Genomic DNA, 20,226 nt, shown 5'->3' on the forward strand with positions numbered 1-20,226 from the left:
GCGGGCTCCGGCCCGCGTCCATGATATCATTCCTATGAAATCTTTTGTGAAATCCATCTTCCTGGTCTCGGTGCTGCTGTCTGCGACGACAGCCTGCAACGACTACCTGGACATCAATACGGATCCGAACAACCCGACAACTGCGGATATCAACCTGGTCCTTCCTTCAGGTCAGGCATTCGTCAGCTTTGTCGTCGGAGGCCAGTTCAACATCCTCGGCGGTACGCTGGGGCAATACTGGACACCACCCAAAGGCGGTAACCAGTACCGTCAATGGGACCAGTACAACATCAACTCGTCGACCCTCGACGGAAACGGCGGGCAGTTTGTTGCCCTCTATTCCGGCGCCATGCAGGATTTCCAGAACGTCATCACGAACGGAACCGCACAAAACGAGTGGAGAATGGTCGGTATCGCCAAAATCATGAAGGCGTATACCTTCCACGTCCTGACGGATCTGTACGGAGATATTCCGTTTACGGAAGCACTCGACGCTGACAAGACCGTCACGCCGAAGTATGACAAGCAAAAGGATATCTACGCCGGAATTCAGGCCTTGCTCGACGAGGGTAAAGCGGATATTGCGAAGAAGCAGGGACGTTTCCCCGGTCAGGCGGATCTGATCTATAAGGCATCGTCCGATGCCGACATGGAGAAATGGACGCGCGTGGCGAATACCATCAAACTGCGCTCCTACATCCGTTTGAGTCAGGTAGATGCTGCCGCCGCCAAAACCGGGGTTCAGGCGCTGTACTCCGGACAGAACGAGTTTATCCGGTCTTCCGAAAGCTTCACGTTTGCCAATTCAGCCAACACGAATGCAGAAAACCCGTTCTGGCAGGCTGTCTTCCGGCTTCCGAATAACCTGACGGCCTCCAAAACCATCGGCGACCTCATGACGCCGGTGAGCGATCCGCGTATGCCGGTCTTTTTCCTGGACGCCGATCTGTCGACGCCGGCGATGGACTATGTCTTTGTCCCCAACGGAACGCTGGCAAGCAATACACCTGACAAGACCTCCTATCCCGGCAAATGGTTTATCGGCCAGCAGTTTACGAACGGCGCCATCCGCGGAACGGATGTTGCTTCCGGCGTGTCTACTACCGACAACAACAACGCCCGTGCCCGTGCGACGATTTTCCTGAGCTACGAAGAAAGCCTCTTCCTCCGCGCCGAAGCGGCAGAACGCGGCTGGGCTCCCGCACAGGAAGTAGCGAAAGCGCTCTACGAAGATGCGATTAAGGCATCGATGAGCCGGTACGGTGTAGCCATCGGCGACTTCCTCTCGAAAGTCGACTACACCAAGGCGACCAACAAAATTCAGGCTATCATCAGCCAGAAATATGTGGCGCTGTTTGGAACGGGCGGTCTGGAGGCCTATGCCGAATTCCGTCGGACCGGCTTCCCGGCGATGCCCCTACCGGTGACAAACATCACAGGCGGCAAGTACATGAAACGTCTGCCGTATGTCGACTCAGAGCTTCAGCGGAACCCGAATGTCAGCCAAACCGGCATCGCCCCCGGCGATATCCTGACGCCGGTCTGGTGGGACGTGGATTAGGCAGGCTGGAATTCCCGCTCGTGTTCATAGTTTTCAGTTTGCGGTTTTCAGTTTTGAGAGATTAGCGACGCTGTAGAATCTTGCAGCTGACCCAACTGAAAACAGAAAACCGCGTAACAAGAAAGGCAACCCGTCACCGGGTTGCCTTTCTTGTTACGCGCAGAATGTGGTATGGGATTAAGCCGGATGGAGCGGATTTTCATTGGTAAAACCGCGCTGCCACCATCTTTTCAACCGCTATTCTGTGGTTTTTCACACTTATCAGGAAAGGAAACCACTCATCCCAATCACTCAGCCTGGGGGAAAGAGCCTAACCGACTGATTCTGACCTTTGATTGTCGTTAAAATCAATCGATCGTCGCCATGAAAACCTCCCTTGTTACCCTTCTGCTCGCCGGTGCCGGACTACTCTCGGTACAGGCCGTTTCGGCTCAGGAAACGCAGTCGCTGACCGAAGCGGAAGAAACGGTATCCGCCAACCGGACCCGGACCTTTGCCGTGAACGTCTTTCCGACAACGGAGAAGACCAAGATGAATGTTATGATCGAAAAGTACTTCAATGTGCCGTTGGATATCAAAGTACTCGATGCCAAAGGCAACATCCTTTCAGGCGACGTCATGCCTAAGCGGAAGAAAGGGTACTGGCGGAAGTTCGATCTGAACCAGTTGCCCGACGGGGTATACAAATTTCAGATTTCGAACGGTGTAGAGACCATCACCAAAGAAGTAGTCCTAATCACGGAACCACCGAAATCACATATGATGGGCCGCGTTGTCAGCATCCGCTGAAATACCTGTCTCCCCCGGCCCGCCGCCGGGGTTTTTTATGTTCCGAGGCGCCGCTGGATCAGCCGGCGGACGACTTCATACAATACGTTCGGCTTCAGGGTACGCCAGTTGGGAATTTCTTCGAGCGTACCGCCGTAATTGATGTAGTAATCGAGGTGGTACTTCGTGAATTCTGCTTCGACAAAATCACGGAAATTGAGCGCCACAATCCACCCGTCTTCCACTTCTTCAAACCATTCGGCATAGTAGTCGTCCTCCGTCGTCCCGTGAAAATTCAGCACATTCTCCCCGATGAGAATGAACTGGTTAATACCTTCTCCCACAAGCGGATCGACGACATTCCGCTTGAAAAACATAATGTCATTGTGGAGGGTATCATTCCATTCGCCGAGTAGTTCGATGATGGTATAGTGCTGATCGTAGTCGGTGAACAGAATCTTACAATACAGCGTCTCAGACCCGATTTCATCCCAGTTGGGGTGAATGTAGTAGCCGTAGATCGCGTTTTCGTATTCCTGGAAGTTGTATTCGCGGCCGTAAAAGGGCGAGCGGCTGTCGTCCGCCGCCGTATACTGTTTTTCCCAGCCGTAAAAAGGTTCTATGTCCTGCATGGCTTAATAATGCTTACTGTTATCGGTAATGAGAGTTGAACGCGTGCGGCAAAACGGGGCATTTCGCCCCGGTAGCCTGTGTTGCCGATCCGAACGTTGTCTTTCCGGCATACGCCTCCCGATTGCATCGTCCCCGAAGGTAGCGGACGATCTCATTCACTTCGACGGATTCCGGGTAAATTAATGTCATTCCTGATTATGCAGCAAAAAAACCGCTGCCCCGTAAGAATCGGCTATCCGGGCAGGTAGAGGTCATATTCCCGCGTACCATCTTGTTTTAACCTATTTCAAGCAGTTCATATAAGTATTTTTATCTGTCTTTTCCCAACTGGAAAAAGTATTCAATTATGTATCAGCAGAACGCATGTAAACAAAATCAAAAACAAATGATTTCATCATTAACAAAATAATATTTTGGAAGAAATGCCAATTACATTTATCTTAACGGCCACTATGTAACCCATTCATCTTATGAAAATTGCGTTGGTTGTCCTGCTTCAACTTTTCGCTTCTGTTGCAGCATCAGGGCAGGCCGTTTCGGTCAAAATCCGTCCTGATCGACGGTACATGAAACAACCGTGGGAAAATTACTATTCGCAAATTCCGGTCAGCGGAGAGACGCGGGTTGGGCTGATGGCTTTTGAAACCGCTGACAAAGTAGTTCCTACCTCCTTTTTTGTCCGAATACCTGAACACAAATCTCCCATCCTGTCTGTTGAGGTCAGTTCCCGCGACGGTCGTTACCAGGCAAATCTGTTTTACGACATTTCGTCCATCAAACCTCAGGTAATCGAACTTGAATTACCAACACGATATATAAGTGAACTCCACAGCTACACTGTCCGGGACATAACCATACTGAGCAAAATCGTGCCGGCAAAAGACAGGGATCCGGAATGCTATGTTCTTTCTTGCTGGAATCGTCCTGCTTTCAAAAACAATCTGGCGTATGTGTATTTGAATTCAGAACATCCGACAGATCTTATTCTCGAGGATTCGCACGCCACTGAACGCATCATCGAATGCAACCGGATCACGGAAGGTAATTCCGTTTCCTACAATTGCTCCTGCGTTATTTCCGGCTATAATCTGGAAGAATACAGGGGTAGCAGAATTCGTCAGATTATTTCAAAACGCCTGCCCAGAAAAGACCATGTTTTCCTCGATTTCCCGGTTCGCTTTTAACGTATTGAAACTCCCGGCCGGAACCTGGATTCTCGGCATTATGGGTGTATTTGTCTGTCTCTTCACTGGTTTGGCACTATTGGACCCGGTCTCCACTTCTTTTTCCGTTACCGCTCAGACGGAACGTATTTCTGTGAATATACTGGATGATAACGGCAGCAGAATTAATCTGTATGAAGCTACTATTTACGATAAGGGAACAGAACCTATTTATCAGGGATTCAACGGGTCTTTGAAGCTTCAGCGAGGGACGTCTGTCCAGATCGAACGAATTGCCTACGGTCCGGCGATTCTCACGTTTACTACAGCCTCGGGAACAACAACCGGCACGCTGTTTAACGAGTCGGGGAAATTTGTCAGACATACAGGCCGTTACCTCCAGGTATTTCTGGAGAACCTCAGGGCGAAGGCGGATAGCGGCTTTACAACTGTTGTACCGATAGATGGAGAAGTAAGCATCGGCCGCTCGATTGACTTCGAAACATTCCGCGAAAGTACCGCGCTTTTCCGAAGTGGTCAGATTAGTCTGGTAGGCTCTTCGCGTTTCGCAGACAGCTTTGACGCAGGGACCATACAGCTTTTTCTGGGAGACCAGATTGTCTTCGAAAAGCAGCAAAATAACGCATTTGGATTCGTCACTATTAACGAAGAACCTGGCATGCAGGCCTCCTACCGGGTTGCTGCTAACCAGGCGACTGTCCTAAAATCAGGCCCGCAAATAGAAGGAAGCGGATATGCCATACGGGCGACAAAACTGGATAGGTTGCTTAAATCCCCGACCTATCAGTTTGCGTCTCTCTTTTTCGGATCCCTGGTAATTATTACGACGTTGATCACCTTTTTAGTCGACATTATCCCGAACAAAAATCTACTGAGATTATTGCGGAAATGAGAAACATCTACTTAATACTGGCGTATGCAATATGCCTGTCTTCCAACACATTCGGACAACAACCCGTTCATATCCGGGCCCGCGAAACCGGTCAGGGAATATTGAAATCGAGGAACGGCGAGTGTTTTGTAATCGCTCCCCTTCACGTAGTAGAAAAAGAATCGAAACCGGTGGAGATAAGGGGCCGGCAAAATACCCTTTCAAAAGCCTTGTTTATCGGGACGTACCAATTAGATCTCGGCTTGCTCCGTATTACGGAAGGAGAAAAACAAAATTGCGAAAACTGGGATATCGCGTCCGACTTTGATAAATCCTTGAACGAAACATACGAGGGTATTCTCGAGACCATTCAGGAAAACGGAAGCAGCAAAGCAATCAAGGTTTTCCTGAACGAAAAGGACGAAACTTACATAACAATCCGGCCGAGCTTCCCTAACGACAAAATTATCAAGGGAATGAGCGGCTCTTCTCTCTTCATTCTGGCGAACGGTAAGCGGGTTTATCTGGGAATGCTCATGGAAGTCGATACGGAAAATAAAGGCATTGTTCTACGGGCAGACATCATCGACAAAACGCTTAGTTCTTTTTTTTCGTCAGGTAAGGTTGAGCACAATGCTTCAAGCCCTCCTCTTCCTTCTTATAAATCCATCACTGAAAGAGGATTCCGATTTGATTTCGCCGAATGCAAAAAGAACGGCTCTTCCATTACGTGTAAGTTATTTGTAACAAGCGAAATAAAAGACAGTAAAATCTTGATCATCGCTAACTATTATGAAAATTCTGCACGGATATACGATCAGAACGGCATGGAGTTCCGACCTGAATATGTTCGACTGGGAAACCAGACCGAGACAGGACAGGTCGGATGGGACTATACATTGGTGAAAGGTGTAAAAGCTCCGCTTGAATTCAAATTCAACGAAATACCCGATGATACCAAAGGAATTAGTTTGTTTCGATTCGTCATCGAAATACCCGACCAGGGCATCAGCGAGATTAAATTCCGAAATCTGCAATTCGCAGGACTATCCGACAAATTTTTAAACCCTCTCAAAAAAGGAATACAGTCCCGGGAAGATATGGGGCTGGATATTCAATTGATGGAATGCATCAGGAATGGCTCTTCTGCGGTATGCCGTCTGCTCGTAAAAAGTAACGTAAAAGATCAAAAAGTAAGGTTTATTGCCCAATACTATGAAAACAGTGCGAGGTTGTATGACCAGCAGGGGCAAGAGTATTTTTCGCACACTATCTCACTGGGAAACAGCCATTCGGACGGTATTGTAGGACAGGACTACACACTAGTTCAGAACATTCAAACGCCGCTCGAAATCAAATTTGACGAGGTACAGGAAACCGCGAAAGGCGCATCACTTCTGCGGCTGATTATTGAATCAGAAAACAATCGAAGTGAGGTCAAATTCTATGCTATTCCATTCTCGGACGAAAAAGCTTACGTACCGGCTCCGCCAGTCAAAGGAATTAAATCGTCAAATATAAACGGGCTGGATTTTCAACTACTGGAATGCAAACGCAACGGAGACAATCTTGTATGCCGGTTGGTTGTAAAAAGTCCCGAAAAAGACCGGATCGCCTCCTTTGTCGTGAACTATTATCAATTTACAGCAAGGGTTATTGGAGACAATGGCGTCGACTACAAACCAACACTCGGACGCATCGGTACAAAAACAGGTGAAGGAACAATCGGTCAGAATTACTACCTGGTTCGGAATGTACAGACCGAACTTGAATTCACTTTTGGTAATTTTCCCGAATCGGTCAAATCAGTTGCATTGCTCAGGTTCTTTTTCTCCTTCGATAACTCGCAAAGTCTCCCGGTCGAGTTTTCAAAGATTCCTGTCATATAAGTAAGATACCCCTTTCAACTTGGGCCGGCTGACGGATCGTCGTTCATCCGATGAACTGACACTGATTTAGTGAGTCTTAGTCATGGATTCCGGCACGGTCAATACAAAATCAGCCAGGCCGGGCTTCGCTTCTACCGGCGCGGCAATATCTCTTTCCTCGGTCGTTGCGATGGTAACAATCCGAAGGGCAGGGTTTGCCTTCCGAAGGTACCAGCTGATACCTTCAAAATGATCGCTGTGATAGCTTCCGTTGAAATGCAGGAAAACAGCATTGTCTTTTTTGTTTCGAAGGATGAAATAAGCCATCGTCGCATCCTTGATTGCCTGGGCGCGGGCCATGTTTTCACCACTCGTCGCCGAGCCATGGGGTCCGCCCATTTTAAGCATGGCAGCATAGCCCGGCAGTTGCAGGTCTACTTCCACCGGAAGGGGCGCGATGGACTTCCGGGCTTCGGGTGAAAGAGTCTCCAGTTCGCCGGGGCCTTTTTTTGCGACAAGACTGGCATACCGTCTCGGAATATTCGTCGCGACGAAAGCCAGGTGATTCTCGCGGGCCAGGTCTACCAGCGGTTTATAATCTGTTTTGAAGTTCGGCCATACCTTGGCTTCGGCTTCGAGCTGCTGGGCGGTAATGGTTCCGTTGACGTACTCGTCCAGTACCAGCTGGTTATCCGCCTCAAACATCTCCGCGCCCAGAACAACTTTCTTGCCGCCGGCCAGCAGATCGGCCGCCAGCTCGTGCTGCAGCCAGTGACAAACAGGATTATTGTGCAACTCGCCAAAGAGGACCACATCGGCCTGACCGGCCTGCCGGAGCAGGGCTTCATAGTTCGAGGTCTTCAGTTGGCGGTCGTAGACGAGGTAGGCCGGCTTGTCGGCCAGCAACGTCATCAAAAGGGAAGCAAGCCAGAAACTTTTCATGCATTATTGGCGGTCAAAATAATAGCATACCTCACTTTTTTTCATTCCGATTTTCGGGTAGTACTCCACCGCTTTCGGTGCGGCGAGCAGAATGAGCATGGCATTGGGGCCGCCGGCCAGCCGTGTTTTGTCGACCAGCTGCCGACCGATTCCCTGATGCTGGTACGCTTCGTCGACGGCAAGGTCAGACAGGTACGTACAGAAACTGAAATCGCTCAGCGCCCGCGAAACCCCCACGAGCAGGTCGCCATCCCATGCCGTTACAAGGATAGAGGCATGATCAAGCATCTGCTGGATGCGGGGTATGTCGTCGACCGGCCGTCGCTCCCCAAGTGTTGATCGGTTGAGTAAATCAATGTAATCAGTTGCTGACAACAGGCGTTCGGTAGAGTAGACGAGCATGGGAGGCTGGCTTGGGTTTTCTGTTTACAGTTTTCTGTTTACGGAGAGATTGGGTTTGGAGTAGTGTAAAATGTTGTTCCTGCTACGGGGCAAACCATTTTCTTATAATGTCTGTTCCCAAAAACGTGGGCCTCACTAAACTCTCAACGCGAAACCCCAAACTAAAAACCGAAAACCCAACAACCCGATTCCCCATGCTTGACACTTTCCAGCTTACGCGTGAACAGATTGATTCCGCTTATTCTTACGAATCCTACCGCAGTCTGATTGACACCCTTCTCGCAAAGGGGCAAACCACAGGCCCGAAGCAAAGCGAGGCACTCACCAAATATACACAGCTCAATGTCCAGCGCATGCACCGTCTGGATAAAACGACCGTTCTGATGCCGGAGCTGGCGGAGGCTGCCCGGCAACTGGATCGCTCCTATTTCTGGCTCGTTCTGACAGAAGGATGGTGCGGAGACGCCGCACAGATCATCCCCGTTTTCGAGCATATCGCCACCGCCTCAAATGGCCGGATTCAGACCCGCTATTTTTTGCGGGACGAACACCCGGAATTCATGGACGCCCACTTGACAAAAGGCGGCCGGGCCATTCCGAAGCTGGTTGTTGCCGATGCCGAAACCTTACAGGAAGCGGCGGAATGGGGCCCCCGACCGGAACCCGCACAGGAGCTCTACTGGTCGCTGAAAGACGGGCAGGTTCCTTTCGACGAACTCACGACCCGGCTTCATACCTGGTATGCAAAGGATAAAACCCTGACGACGCAGGCGGAATTACTGGCATTGTTGCACCAGCTTCAATAACCTTCCAGCCCTCGCAAAACCATAGGCTTATAAGACACTGACTAACAGGCGTTCAGGTCGATTTTGCACTCCGGATGGGCGTGGACAATTCCCCTTTTCCTTATTGCTTATTGGCCTGAACTGCCTATTTTTGACGAAAACACGAGCCTGGCTGAATGGTTAGGTGCAGGGTCAGCTATGATACGTTGGAGTGGTAAGCGACTGATTGTCAATATATTTCTTCTTGGGATTTTTCTTCTCGTGGCTTACTACCTCTGGTTTCCTCCTATCTGGGCGTGCCAGACTGTGCGTTTTCGCGGTTATACCGAAATTGAGAATTCGGTTTATGTGAGTAACCATACCAGCCAGCCCCGCCGGGATTCGCTCGTCAACCTGATCGGTCAGGCGCGGGCACGCATCCGGAACTTCTGGGGCGACCAGCGGGGAAATGCAACCATCATTTTTTGTTCCAATCCGGAAGAATACCTTACTTTTTGCCTGCTGTATGAAGGCGCCGGCTGTAGTCTCGGTACGCCGACCGGTTCCTGGATTATATTGAACCCCGACGGACTCAACGTAGATGTCATCGCGCATGAAATGTGTCATGACGAACTGTTTGCACGCCTCGGCTGGATGAAGGCCAAGTCGGCCCTGCCGCAGTGGTTCGACGAAGGGTTGGCGCTGATGACCGACTACCGCTATTCCGACCCGGATACTGCCCGCCGTTATTCCGGATATGTGCAGGAATGGGACGTGCTGACGCGGCACGGCAAGCTGAGTCCGCGGTTACAGGAACTCGAAACGATAAGCGGCTTTTTCGGCGCACAGCGCGGGAAAGCCGATCCGTCGCGCACCGCCCGGTCGTATGTTACGGCAGGTATGGAAGTGGCCAGATGGACGGGTCTCGTTGGAAAACCCGGCCTCGAACGGCTCCTGCAGCAGGTCCGGGACGGATATGAGTTCAATGTGGCTTACAAGGAAATCGAACAATACCATCGCCCCAAATTATAGCGTTCAACAAACCCTGCGGAAGCGCTTTCAGAGCGTTTCTGTCTCCTGTCTGATTCTATGAAAATCGCGCTGAACGGCCGCCCGCTCACCGACCAGACCAAAGCTGCCATCCAGGCTCTCCTGGGTGAGCTGGCCCGACGAGGGGCCGAGGTCCAGATCAACGATGCTTACGGGCAAACGCTCCAGGAATGGGGCGTCATGCACCCGTTCACTTCTTTGTATACTTCCCGTGCGGATCTTTTCGATGCAGACTTCGTTTTCAGCATCGGAGGAGATGGTACGCTGCTTGAAACCGTAACCCACGTAGGGGAGCGCCGGCTTCCGATTGTCGGTGTTAATACCGGACGTCTTGGATTTTTGGCTACAATCAAGCCCGAAGAAATTGCACAGACACTCGACTGGCTGGAAAACGGCAACTATTCCCTGGATGAACGGGTACTGCTGCACGTCGAAAATGACCGGGATGTATTCGAAGGGACAAACTTTGGCCTGAATGATTTCGTAGTTACGAAAACAGATCGATCCTCCATGATCGTGGTTCATACCTGGCTGGACGGAGAATTCCTGAATTCGTACTGGGCAGACGGCCTGGTCATTTCCACCCCCACCGGTTCAACCGGCTATTGTCTCAGCGTGGGCGGCCCGGTGGTTCTGCCCCGAACCAATAACTTTATTATCGCTCCGATCAGCCCGCACAACCTGAATGTCAGGCCGATCGTCGTCAACGACAGCAGCAGAATCGAGGTACGTGTGGAAAGCCGGAGCAAAAACTGCCTGATTTCATTGGACTCCCGTTCGAAAGTCGTCGACGACTCCATCCGGTTTACCGTGCGAAAAGAGAAATTCGGCGCCCAACTGGTCAAGGTAAAGGGCGATACATTCCTGGAAACGTTGCGAAGCAAACTGAACTGGGGACTGGACATACGGAATTAGCCCGACAGAATTTAGGTCTTTGTTCATATACCAAAGCAAAGGAGGTTCGCGTTAACCGGTTACCTTTGAAGCGTTCAGGAGGATCTGAAACCTAGGCAACATGCGAAAAAGTATTTTACTGATTAGTAGTTTTTGCGTACTGGGCATCGGCGCAGCTCATGCTCAGTTGCGCCTCAGCAAAAATTCCGGAAAAGGAGGCTATAAGCCAAAGTTCGAGCCATACTCCAGCGTGGCGTTTGGCGTCGGGACGTCGAGCTACTACGGGGAACTGGCCCCTCTGAGCGATCCGATTCGGTCAACGTTTCAGTTGATGCGGTGGAATATCTCGGCCAATTATACCCGGCATTTTACCCCGCAGCTAAGCGGCCGCGTCGCACTGACGCTTGCCCGACTGACTGGAGACGACTATAAATTTGCGAATGGACAGCCTAAGTACGATTATAATTTCGTCCGGAACCTTCACTTCAGAAATGACGTCAAAGAACTCGCATTCACCGGTCATTATCAGTTTGTTCCTGAAGGAAGGGACTTTACACACCGGTCGCTTATTACGCCCTACGTTTTCCTGGGTATTGCCGTCATAGCACACAATCCCAAAGCACGAACTCCGGAGGATATGGGGAATAACTGGGTAAGCCTGCAACCCCTCGGAACCGAAGGCCAGGGACGCCCCGGCTATGCCAAACCCTACTCACGGATCACTGCCGCTATTCCGTTCGGATTTGGCCTCCGGTATAAAATTAACCGGCGCTGGGATATTTCGGCTGAGGCCGGATTTCGGTACACTTTTTCTGATTACATCGACGATGTAGGCGGTGTGTACGCAAATCCCGGAGATATGCTGGATAATCCGACAGCCATTGCAATGAGTAACCGAAGCCTGGAGCGGACTGCTGCCCGTAAAGGCGGTGACCGCACGGCTGGTGCCCGTCGATATATGGTTGAGAAGCTCGGTTATCCCGACAATACCAATTTTGACCCTTTTGCACAGCCAATCACCGGCTTTACCCAGGGGTTTGATCGTGGAGGCGGCCGCCCGGATATGTACCTATTGACCAATATTCACGTCAACTACATCCTGGCTCCCAAGGTAAAGTGCCCGCCGTTGCGGTAGTACCCTGTTTCCACACGATCTGACGAGAAGAAACCGGCTGGTTTCTGTGATACACCTGATTTTTCGAATGCACGTCCGGATATTATTCCTTTTGATCATTGCCTCAGGTCTCGCGCCGGCTGTCCGCGCCCAGAAGATCGAATTCGGCGGCGGCTTCGGCGGGATGAATTACAAAGGAGACATTTCTCCTGTATTTCAACCGAAATTCATGAAACCCGGCGGCCATCTCTTCTTCCGTTATAATGCCACGAAAGCGGTCTCCGGTCGATTTTCTCTGACCGGCGGCCGCATTTACGGGAGTGACATCAAAAGTTCAGATCCGTTCCAACAGAAAAGAGGCGTTATTTTTGGAACAAGGATCATCGAAGCCAGCGCAGACGTGCAATTCAATTTCCTGGATTTCAACTATGCGCGTCGCCGGCCGCGAAACTGGTCGCCTTACGTTTTCGCCGGTCTGGGTTTGTTTACGTTCAAACCCGATCAGGAAAAAGTGGAGCCGTATAAGACAACCGGTCTCGCGATTCCGTTTGGCGCAGGTATCAAGTGGCAGGTAAAGGGGCCTTGGAGTATCGGCGTGGAATTTGGCACGCGGAAGACCTTTACCGACTACCTGGATAACTACAATGCGCATGGCGCCGGTATCCCCAAAAATTACCAATCTGATCCCACCCGGAAGGATATGTACTATTATTCTTCCATCTCTGTCAGCTATACCATCCTGAAAATTGCGTGTCCGGATTAAGCGGATGGCCGACCAGGCTGAAAACTGCTGCGAAATCCTTACTTTTGCGCCATAGTTTCAGAACCTGTGAGGTTTGAGGCCTTACAGGTTTTTCGTATCAGAGGATGAAGGAAAGCATCGATCCTAACAATCTCCCCCGCCATGTCGCCGTTATCATGGACGGAAACGGGCGCTGGGCCAAACAAAAAGGCATGGTCAGCCGGATATTCGGCCACCGCCATGCGATTAAAGCGGTTGAAGAAGTCGTGGAAGGATGTGCCGAACTGGGCATCGGATTCCTGACCTTGTATACGTTTTCGACGGAAAACTGGGACCGTCCCCAGGAAGAAGTCGAGGCCCTGATGGAACTGCTCGTTCAGGCGATTGCGGATCAAACGCCCAAGCTCCTGAAAAATAACATTCGTCTGCTCACCATCGGCGACACCGAAAGTCTGCCGAGACGTTGCCGGGCAGATCTGAAAACCGCGATGGACAAGACCCGGAATAACACCGGCCTTTCCCTCATTCTGGCACTCAGTTACAGTGGAAAATGGGATATCGTGCAGGGGATTAAAAAGATTGCCAGAGCCGTTCAGCAAGGTGAACTTTCACCGGAAGCCCTTTCCGAACGTGATCTGGACGGGGCATTGGCGACTGCAGGTATCCCCGACGTGGATCTGATGATCCGCACCGGAGGAGATCGCCGGATCAGCAATTTTCTGCTGTGGCAACTTGCGTATGCGGAACTCCATTTTACCGACGTATTCTGGCCTGATTTCCGGCGGGAGCACCTGGATCAGGCCCTGCGCGATTTTCAGGGAAGAGAACGTCGGTTCGGAAAAACGAGTGAACAACTTAAAGCCTAATAATACACGTAATTTCCACCCGGTTGGAGAACCCGCCGGTAAGCGCACAGGCACCTGGAAATTGAACTATTAACCCATGAGAAAGGTTTTCCCCCTCATCCTATTTTTTTTACCGTTCCTTTCTTTCAGCCAGGCCCGTGTCGGACTGGGTGGACAGCCAGCTACGCCTCAGGCTCAGGCTCAACAGGGTGGTCTGGAATATACTCAGCCGAAAGAATATACCATCAAAGGACTGACCACCAGCGGAACCAAGTTTTATGACGCGGCTTCTCTGGTGTCTATTTCCGGGCTGCGTGTGGGCGACAAGGTTATGATTCCGGGGATCGCCATCTCCGGAGCCATCAAAAAACTGATGGATCAGGGTATCCTCGAGGACGTCGAAATCACGGCTACCAAAATCGAGGGGGAGAATATCTGGCTGGATATTTTCATGCGTGAACGTTCGCGTCTCTACAAAATCACGTTCAGCGGTATCCGGAAAGGACAGCAGGACGCGCTCAATGACAAGGTCAAGCTCATCAAGGGTAAGATCATCAACGAAGCGCTGATCAAGAATACCCAGGCCACCATTAAGAAGCACTTTGTAGAAAAAGGCTTCCTCAATGCGTCTGTCAAAGTAAAGCAGGCCGCTTCGGACTCTTCGCTGGGTAATAACGCCGCGCTGCTGGTGACGGTCGACAAAGGTCCCAAGATCAAAATCAACAACATTGCTTTTGAAGGCCGTGAGGAGATCAGCGAGGCGACGGTCCGCAACAAACTGAAAGGCACGAAACAAATGCGTTTCGGACGGGTTTTCACGCCATCGAAGTTTATTCCCAAGAAATTTGAGGAAGACAAAGGCAAACTCATCGAGTTCTACAACAAGAAAGGATTCCGTGACGCGCGGATCAACTACGATTCGGTCTACGCGCACAACCGGAAGACGGTCAATGTATTACTGAACCTGGAAGAAGGCAAAAAATACCACTACCGAAATATCTCCTGGGAAGGCAACTACCTCCACTCGGATTCAGTCCTGACGGAGATTCTCGGCGTCAAGAAAGGCGATGTGTACAACCCGGAAGACCTGCAGAAACGCCTGCAGGGAAGTCCCGGCTACGACGTTTCCTCGTTGTATATGGATGCGGGGTACCTGTATTTCCGGGCCGATCCGGAAGAGACTGCTATCGACGGCGATTCGATCGACATCAACTTCAACATTTTCGAAGGAAAGCAGTTTACGATCAACAAGATTATTCTGAACGGAAACACCAAGACGTCCGACCACGTCGTACTGCGGGAAATCCTGACCCTCCCTGGTCAGAAGTTTTCGAAGACGGCCGTTGTCAGTACGCAGCAGGAACTGGCCCGTCTGGGTTATTTCGATGCGGAAAAAATCGGCATCAACCCGATTCCCCGTAACGACTATACGGTAGATATTGAGTACACGGTTGAAGAAAAGGCATCGGATCAGATCGAGCTTTCCGGTGGCTGGGGCGGTTACATCGGCTTCGTCGGTACGCTCGGGGTTGTTTTCAATAACTTCTCGGCCCGTAACATCACGAATCCCCGCGCCTGGCGTCCGCTTCCGGCCGGTGACGGACAGAAGCTCTCCGTTCGTTTTCAGGCAAACGGTAAGCAGTTTCAGAACTATTCGTTCTCCTTCACTGAGCCCTGGCTTGGTGGAAAGAAGCCGAACTCGTTCTCCATCAGCGTAAACCGTCAGATCTACCGGATTTTCAGCGGTTCTTATGGCTACGGCGGATATGGTTACGGCGGCGGCTATGGTGGCGGGTATGGCGGGTATCCGACTTCGCTCGGAACCGAACAGGGTCACTTTAATACCACTGGTATTTCCATCAGCCTTGGGAAACGTCTCCGCCGTCCGGATAACCGCTTTGGCCTGAACGTAGCGCTCTCGTACATGCGCTACGATTTCAAGAACTACGGTATCCTGATCCGCGAATTCTCAACCGGAAACGCGAACAACATTTCCCTGATCACGACGCTGACACGTTACGATCTGGATAACCCGCAGTATACCCGGAAGGGATCGTCGCTGTCGCTTTCTGCTACGCTGACGCCGCCCTACTCCCTGTTCCGCAACCCGAACTGGAACCCGACGGACCTTCAGCGCAAATATGAGTTCCTCGAATACCACAAGTGGATGCTCGATATGGCCTGGTATGTACCGCTGACGGGTAAGCTGGTCTTCCACACCCGGGCGCACATGGGCTTCCTGGGTAACTATTCGAAGCGTCTCGGTATTATCCCGATGGAACGTTTTGTTCTCGGTGGATCGGGGCTTTCCGGTCAGGGCCAGTTTGCGATTGCCCAGGACATTATCGGTCTCCGCGGGTATGATGACCGCAACGTCCGGACCGACCCGACCCGTACCTATCAGGGGAACGGCGGGGTCGTCTACAACAAGTACGTAGCCGAGCTCCGGTATCCGATTTCGCTTAACCCGTCTGCAACAGTCTTCGTACTCGGGTTCCTTGAAGCGGGTAACAACTGGGACAGCTACAAGTACTTCAACCCCTTCGACCTGAAGCGTTCAGCCGGTATCGGCGCGCGGATTTTCATGCCGGCATTCGGGATGATCGGGATCGACTACGGGTATGGTTTCGACCGCAACGTCGGCCCGAACGGTATCCAGGCAGCAGGAAAAGGACAGTTCCACTTTACCATCGGGCAACAGATCCGGTAGTAGCGGCTTAAAATTTTCTAATTCCAACACCACCTGTTCATAACAACCTTTAACACGTGAGAACCAGTGTATTTTTTCTATTTTTGGCGTTCCTTTCCCAGGCAGGGCCTGCGATGGCGCAACGATTCGGGTATATCGACTCCGAATACATCGTCAGCCGCATGCCCGAGTTTCAGAAAGTGAACAGTGAAATGGAGCGCTGGACACAGGCCCGGACCAAAGAGATTGCCGACAAGTATGCGGAAATCGAACGACTGGAACGGGCTTTTAAAGCGGAAGAACCCCTGCTGACCGAGGCGATGAAACAGCAGCGCCGGCAGGAGATCGACCGGAAAATTGCGGAGAACAACGACCTGAACAACAAAATATTCGGCTTCAACGGCCAGTATAACCAGCGGAAGAAAGACGTTCTGAAGCCTGTGATGGACGAGCTTTACCGGGCGACTGAAAAAGTAGCCCGCCAGAAGCAGCTCCGGATGATTCTCGACAAGTCGACAGACGGCCTCGTGATGATTTACACAGACCCGCGGGACGACTACTCCGATTACGTACTGGAAGAACTGGGAATCGATCCGAAAGCAAACCCAACTCAAACAAACCCGACAAACGCACCAACGCAAAAAACAAAGACTAAGCAGTAAACAAATGAAAAAACAACTTTTTGCCGTTCTAGCCGTAGTTGCCCTGGCAATCCTGGGCGTAGATGCAAACGCCCAAACGGCATTGAAGGTCGGTTACACGGATATCGACGTGTTGCTGGCAGGTCACCCGAAAACGAAAACCGTAGAAGCGGAACTCAACACCCGCCGTACCCAATACCAGAACCAGATCCAAACGCTCCAGAAGGAAATTCAGGACAAGATCGGTGCTTATCAGAAGGCGGAAAACACGATGTCAGACGTTATCAAGGCTGACAAACAAAAGGAACTCCAGGGCCTCCAGGAGCGCTACCAGACGCTCGGACAAAGCGCTGAAACGGAACTCGCCCAAAAGCAACAGCAGCTCCTTCAGCCCATCCTGACGGAGATCGACAATGCCATCAAGGCCGTTGCGAAGGAAAATCAATACACGTTCATCCTTTCCAGCTCTATCAGCATGCAACTGAACCCTGTTGTTCTCTATGCTGACCCTGCTACGGAAGTGACGGACCTGGTCTTTAAGAAAATGGGCATCGATCCCGAAGCACTGAAGAAGGCTGCACAACAACCGGCTGCTACCACTCCGGCGACGAACCCAAAACCTGCAGCTCCGAAAAAGAACTAATCCCTTCTTTTCAGGAGACAAAAAAGAACGGCCGATATCGGTCGTTCTTTTTTTGTTGGGGCGGTAGGTGGTAAGCTATAGGCAGTAAGCTATAGGCAATAGGCAGTAGGCTGCTGTGTTTCGTCGGTTGCTTCTAATCATCTGCTTCCGTTAAAGCCGGGATCTGTTCTCATTTATGTCTTGCACCTACCCTGCAAAACAGCATCTCTGTACGGCCTTACAGGCTATAGCCTATAGCTTAGCGCCTACTGCCTATAGCTCACCGCCGGGTATATATTCTCCCCATCAAAAAGAGCGACCCGCCTTGCGAATCGCTCTTGTATCAGCTTACTGCCTGTTACCGAAGGCTTACTGCCTATCGCCACCTACCCTCTTAGGCTCCCTGCTCTCTCTCCTCTCCCTTTTCATCCGGGCTGACCGGTTCGTCGGAAAGCGGCTCCGTCGGAAGTTCCGGCGTGGTATCCGTCGGTTTCTCGTTGAAGAAACGGGACTGAAACAGCAGAATAAAAACAACCCCGAGGAAGATGGAAGAATCCGCCACGTTGAAAACCGGGTTGGCGTAATATTGCCCGCCCCAAACGGGCAGCCAGTCCGGAAAATACCCCTCCCACGGGTTGATCAGGATCATGTCTATCACCTGACCGTGGAACCAGGGAGACGGCGCGTCCGGCGGTGCATTGTCCAGCAAAACACCGTAGAAAGTCGAATCAATAACATTACCGATGGCTCCGGCGAGAATCGCAGCGATGCACCAGAGCAGGCCATCGGGCGCGCCCTTTTTCGCAAGACGAATCAGGTATACGGCAATCACTACCATGGCTACCAGGCGGAAGGTCGTCAGGATCAGCTTTCCATACTGGTGATCGAGCTGCATCCCAAACGCCATCCCGGGATTCAGGACATAATGGATACTGAGCCAATCGCCCAGCAGGGGGATATTCTCGCCGATATACATGTTCCGGTACACCAGCAGCTTCACCGTCTGATCCAGCAGAATGATAAACAGCGTAAGCAAAAAGAACTTAATGGGATTCTTCATCAACAAGTCTGAAACTATCCGGCCGGAAGGCCTCGTGATTTTCTCCGGACTACCCTTCCGGGCAACGGGCTTCCTGCAAAGGTAAGCAGCCAAACGCAAAAAGCCCCGCTCTTTACCGGAGCGGGGCCAGGAATCAGGCTGCCTTTTTCGGCGTACTCCGCCGCAGCGCGCGTTTGCGTCGCCGCATTTCTTTTTTGATGAGCATATACTCCCGGCTGGCCTGTCCGGCAACTGAAGTATTTTCCTCTGCGCGGCGGAAGAGATACGGCATGACGGCCTCGACCGGTCCGTAAGGCACGTATTTCGCAACATTATAACCGGCTTTGGCGAGGTTATAACTGATGTTGTCACTCATGCCGTACAACTGTGCAAACCAGAAGTGCGGATCTTTGTGGTCAATGCCCAGCTCGTGCATCTTTTCAGCGAGGAGCAGGCAGGAATATTCGTTGTGCGTACCGAGGCAAATCGAAAGGATATCCCGGTTTTCGAGACAATAGCCAATGGCTTTATTGTAATCGTGATCGGTCTCTTCCTTCGTAGCGTGAATCGGATCACAGTATTCCATTTCGTGGGACCGCTGGCGCTCTTTTTCGATGTAGGCGCCGCGGACAAGTTTGACACCCAGCGTATAGCCCTTTTCACGTGCCGTTTCGGTTGCCTGAACGAGGTTATCGTAACTTTCCAAACGATACATCTGATACGTATTCCAGACAATGCAGGCAGTCCGGTTATACTTCTCCATCATATCGTAAGTGAGGGCGTCGATGGTATCCTGAATCCAGGTTTCCTCGGCGTCGACAAAAATCCGGACGTTTCGATCGGCAGCAGCGCGGCAAAGGGTATCCAGACGCTCTTCTACCTTGTCAAATGCCTGTTGCTCTTCTTCGGAAAGCTCCTGCCCGGCCTGTACTTTTTCCAGCAATTCGGTGCTGGCTATGCCGGTGATTTTGAAGACGGAGAACGGAATGGACGTCATTTCTGCCGCCTTCTCGATGGTCAGCAGAATCTCGTGAACGGTGTCGTCGAAACTTTTTTCGCTGTCCTCTCCTTCTACCGAATAATCGAGAATCGTACCGATGCGGGACTTCTCCAGGTGGCGGATGGTGCTCTCACATCCGGCGATGGTTTCTCCTCCGCAGAAATGCTCAAAGATGGTGTCCCGAATGGCCCATTTAATTGGAAATTTGAGCATTAGGAACAATTTGATAAAAAACGTACCTATCTTTACAAGCCAATTTCGATTCATCGAAGCGAAAATGAAATAGGTCTTCTTGAGTTGCCAGTCGGATTGATGAGCGAAAGCTACCGAGGTGTCATCGAAGGAAATACTGATTTCGTGATGTTGTCGTTTCGGAGCTTTCAGAATATCCAGTTTGGACATGGGAAGTGAACCGTTAGTGGGAACAATGAAAGTTGCTGAAAAGCAGGCTCGTTGATTCGTTGGTGAATGTGTCGTTCGGCTGACCTCATCCTTTCCGTCGGCCCGGGTGATCCCGGAAGAAAAAAAGCGGCGGCGGGTTCCGGTCTTCTCGAAAAGTGGCAACAAAGTTAAGGGCAATCCCTTCTCAAATTTGCA

19 protein-coding genes are annotated in these 20,226 nt (G+C 51.2%); 14 read left to right on the forward strand and 5 right to left on the reverse strand.

Annotated features, from left to right (window positions below):
* Positions 1 to 34: 34 nt before the first annotated feature.
* A complete protein-coding gene (locus tag BLR09_RS23355; RefSeq protein WP_093208385.1) occupies positions 35 to 1,561 on the forward strand; it encodes a SusD/RagB family nutrient-binding outer membrane lipoprotein in 1,527 nt (508 codons plus the stop codon).
* A 363-nt stretch (positions 1,562 to 1,924) separates the two neighbouring features.
* Positions 1,925 to 2,350, forward strand: coding sequence for a hypothetical protein (locus BLR09_RS23360; protein ID WP_093208388.1), 426 nt, complete (start codon positions 1,925 to 1,927; stop codon positions 2,348 to 2,350).
* Between the two features lie 35 nt (positions 2,351 to 2,385).
* Here the strand turns inward: BLR09_RS23360 and BLR09_RS23365 are convergent, their stop codons facing one another.
* A complete protein-coding gene (locus BLR09_RS23365) occupies positions 2,386 to 2,961 on the reverse strand; it encodes a hypothetical protein (protein WP_093208391.1) in 576 nt (191 codons plus the stop codon).
* Positions 2,962 to 3,432: 471 nt separating this feature from the next.
* Between BLR09_RS23365 and BLR09_RS23370 the strand changes: the two genes are divergently transcribed.
* From BLR09_RS23370 to BLR09_RS23380, 3 genes are read left to right on the forward strand one after another with little or no spacing between them, the layout of a single operon-like run.
* The gene (locus BLR09_RS23370) at positions 3,433 to 4,146 is read left to right on the forward strand and encodes a hypothetical protein (RefSeq protein ID WP_093208394.1); all 714 of its coding nucleotides are present in this window, start codon (positions 3,433 to 3,435) and stop codon (positions 4,144 to 4,146) included.
* 40 nt (positions 4,147 to 4,186) lie between these two features.
* Positions 4,187 to 5,038: a hypothetical protein gene (locus BLR09_RS23375; protein ID WP_143011203.1), complete on the forward strand. Its 852-nt coding sequence runs from the start codon at positions 4,187 to 4,189 to the stop codon at positions 5,036 to 5,038.
* Entirely contained in the window at positions 5,035 to 6,906 is a 1,872-nt protein-coding gene (locus BLR09_RS23380; protein ID WP_093208401.1) for a hypothetical protein, read from the forward strand. The genes BLR09_RS23375 and BLR09_RS23380 overlap by 4 nt, the downstream gene beginning before the upstream one ends.
* A gap of 66 nt (positions 6,907 to 6,972) precedes the next feature.
* Here BLR09_RS23380 and BLR09_RS23385 read toward each other — a convergent pair whose 3' ends face one another.
* The gene (locus BLR09_RS23385) at positions 6,973 to 7,827 is read right to left on the reverse strand and encodes a ChaN family lipoprotein (protein ID WP_093208404.1); all 855 of its coding nucleotides are present in this window, start codon (positions 7,825 to 7,827) and stop codon (positions 6,973 to 6,975) included.
* Positions 7,828 to 7,830: 3 nt separating this feature from the next.
* On the reverse strand, positions 7,831 to 8,229 hold the full coding sequence (locus BLR09_RS23390) for a GNAT family N-acetyltransferase (RefSeq protein WP_093208406.1): 399 nt from the start codon (positions 8,227 to 8,229) through the stop codon (positions 7,831 to 7,833).
* 194 nt (positions 8,230 to 8,423) lie between these two features.
* On the opposite strand from BLR09_RS23390, the gene BLR09_RS23395 reads away from it, so the two are divergent.
* From BLR09_RS23395 to BLR09_RS23435, 9 genes are all read left to right on the forward strand, one after another.
* Positions 8,424 to 9,035, forward strand: a complete 612-nt coding sequence (locus BLR09_RS23395; RefSeq protein WP_093208408.1) for a thioredoxin family protein — start codon at positions 8,424 to 8,426, stop codon at positions 9,033 to 9,035.
* A 177-nt stretch (positions 9,036 to 9,212) separates the two neighbouring features.
* The gene (locus BLR09_RS23400; protein WP_143011204.1) at positions 9,213 to 10,025 is read left to right on the forward strand and encodes a hypothetical protein; all 813 of its coding nucleotides are present in this window, start codon (positions 9,213 to 9,215) and stop codon (positions 10,023 to 10,025) included.
* Between the two features lie 57 nt (positions 10,026 to 10,082).
* The gene (locus tag BLR09_RS23405) at positions 10,083 to 10,958 is read left to right on the forward strand and encodes an NAD kinase (RefSeq protein WP_093208413.1); all 876 of its coding nucleotides are present in this window, start codon (positions 10,083 to 10,085) and stop codon (positions 10,956 to 10,958) included.
* Between the two features lie 100 nt (positions 10,959 to 11,058).
* Positions 11,059 to 12,072, forward strand: a complete 1,014-nt coding sequence (locus tag BLR09_RS23410; protein ID WP_245690007.1) for a hypothetical protein — start codon at positions 11,059 to 11,061, stop codon at positions 12,070 to 12,072.
* Positions 12,073 to 12,163: 91 nt separating this feature from the next.
* Positions 12,164 to 12,814 carry a type IX secretion system protein PorG gene (porG, locus tag BLR09_RS23415; RefSeq protein WP_245690008.1) on the forward strand — a complete coding sequence of 217 codons (651 nt, stop codon included), beginning with the start codon at positions 12,164 to 12,166 and terminating at the stop codon, positions 12,812 to 12,814.
* A 104-nt stretch (positions 12,815 to 12,918) separates the two neighbouring features.
* On the forward strand, positions 12,919 to 13,659 hold the full coding sequence (locus BLR09_RS23420; RefSeq protein WP_093208423.1) for an isoprenyl transferase: 741 nt from the start codon (positions 12,919 to 12,921) through the stop codon (positions 13,657 to 13,659).
* Between the two features lie 76 nt (positions 13,660 to 13,735).
* A complete protein-coding gene (gene bamA, locus BLR09_RS23425) occupies positions 13,736 to 16,348 on the forward strand; it encodes an outer membrane protein assembly factor BamA (protein ID WP_093208426.1) in 2,613 nt (870 codons plus the stop codon).
* A gap of 56 nt (positions 16,349 to 16,404) precedes the next feature.
* Entirely contained in the window at positions 16,405 to 16,989 is a 585-nt protein-coding gene (locus BLR09_RS23430) for an OmpH/Skp family outer membrane protein (protein WP_093208428.1), read from the forward strand.
* 4 nt (positions 16,990 to 16,993) lie between these two features.
* Positions 16,994 to 17,611, forward strand: coding sequence for an OmpH/Skp family outer membrane protein (locus tag BLR09_RS23435; RefSeq protein WP_093208431.1), 618 nt, complete (start codon positions 16,994 to 16,996; stop codon positions 17,609 to 17,611).
* A 373-nt stretch (positions 17,612 to 17,984) separates the two neighbouring features.
* On the opposite strand, the gene BLR09_RS23440 is transcribed toward BLR09_RS23435, so the two are convergent.
* On the reverse strand, positions 17,985 to 18,650 hold the full coding sequence (locus tag BLR09_RS23440; protein WP_093208433.1) for a lipoprotein signal peptidase: 666 nt from the start codon (positions 18,648 to 18,650) through the stop codon (positions 17,985 to 17,987).
* 133 nt (positions 18,651 to 18,783) lie between these two features.
* Positions 18,784 to 20,031: a proline dehydrogenase family protein gene (locus BLR09_RS23445; RefSeq protein WP_176785651.1), complete on the reverse strand. Its 1,248-nt coding sequence runs from the start codon at positions 20,029 to 20,031 to the stop codon at positions 18,784 to 18,786.
* Between the last annotated feature and the right edge of the window lie 195 nt (positions 20,032 to 20,226).

Source organism: Siphonobacter aquaeclarae (assembly GCF_900103285.1).
GTDB lineage: Bacteria > Bacteroidota > Bacteroidia > Cytophagales > Spirosomataceae > Siphonobacter > Siphonobacter aquaeclarae.

What these genes read in the sequence shown, in the direction of transcription:
- BLR09_RS23355 (WP_093208385.1), top strand. Translation starts at nt 35, where the DNA reads ATGAAATCTTTTGTGAAATCCATCTTCCTGGTCTCGGTGCTGCTGTCT.
- BLR09_RS23360 (WP_093208388.1), top strand. Translation starts at nt 1,925, where the DNA reads ATGAAAACCTCCCTTGTTACCCTTCTGCTCGCCGGTGCCGGACTACTC.
- BLR09_RS23365 (WP_093208391.1), bottom strand. Translation starts at nt 2,961, where the DNA reads ATGCAGGACATAGAACCTTTTTACGGCTGGGAAAAACAGTATACGGCG.
- BLR09_RS23370 (WP_093208394.1), top strand. Translation starts at nt 3,433, where the DNA reads ATGAAAATTGCGTTGGTTGTCCTGCTTCAACTTTTCGCTTCTGTTGCA.
- BLR09_RS23375 (WP_143011203.1), top strand. Translation starts at nt 4,187, where the DNA reads ATGGGTGTATTTGTCTGTCTCTTCACTGGTTTGGCACTATTGGACCCG.
- BLR09_RS23380 (WP_093208401.1), top strand. Translation starts at nt 5,035, where the DNA reads ATGAGAAACATCTACTTAATACTGGCGTATGCAATATGCCTGTCTTCC.
- BLR09_RS23385 (WP_093208404.1), bottom strand. Translation starts at nt 7,827, where the DNA reads ATGAAAAGTTTCTGGCTTGCTTCCCTTTTGATGACGTTGCTGGCCGAC.
- BLR09_RS23390 (WP_093208406.1), bottom strand. Translation starts at nt 8,229, where the DNA reads ATGCTCGTCTACTCTACCGAACGCCTGTTGTCAGCAACTGATTACATT.
- BLR09_RS23395 (WP_093208408.1), top strand. Translation starts at nt 8,424, where the DNA reads ATGCTTGACACTTTCCAGCTTACGCGTGAACAGATTGATTCCGCTTAT.
- BLR09_RS23400 (WP_143011204.1), top strand. Translation starts at nt 9,213, where the DNA reads ATGATACGTTGGAGTGGTAAGCGACTGATTGTCAATATATTTCTTCTT.
- BLR09_RS23405 (WP_093208413.1), top strand. Translation starts at nt 10,083, where the DNA reads ATGAAAATCGCGCTGAACGGCCGCCCGCTCACCGACCAGACCAAAGCT.
- BLR09_RS23410 (WP_245690007.1), top strand. Translation starts at nt 11,059, where the DNA reads ATGCGAAAAAGTATTTTACTGATTAGTAGTTTTTGCGTACTGGGCATC.
- BLR09_RS23420 (WP_093208423.1), top strand. Translation starts at nt 12,919, where the DNA reads ATGAAGGAAAGCATCGATCCTAACAATCTCCCCCGCCATGTCGCCGTT.
- bamA (WP_093208426.1), top strand. Translation starts at nt 13,736, where the DNA reads ATGAGAAAGGTTTTCCCCCTCATCCTATTTTTTTTACCGTTCCTTTCT.
- BLR09_RS23435 (WP_093208431.1), top strand. Translation starts at nt 16,994, where the DNA reads ATGAAAAAACAACTTTTTGCCGTTCTAGCCGTAGTTGCCCTGGCAATC.
- BLR09_RS23440 (WP_093208433.1), bottom strand. Translation starts at nt 18,650, where the DNA reads ATGAAGAATCCCATTAAGTTCTTTTTGCTTACGCTGTTTATCATTCTG.
- BLR09_RS23445 (WP_176785651.1), bottom strand. Translation starts at nt 20,031, where the DNA reads ATGTCCAAACTGGATATTCTGAAAGCTCCGAAACGACAACATCACGAA.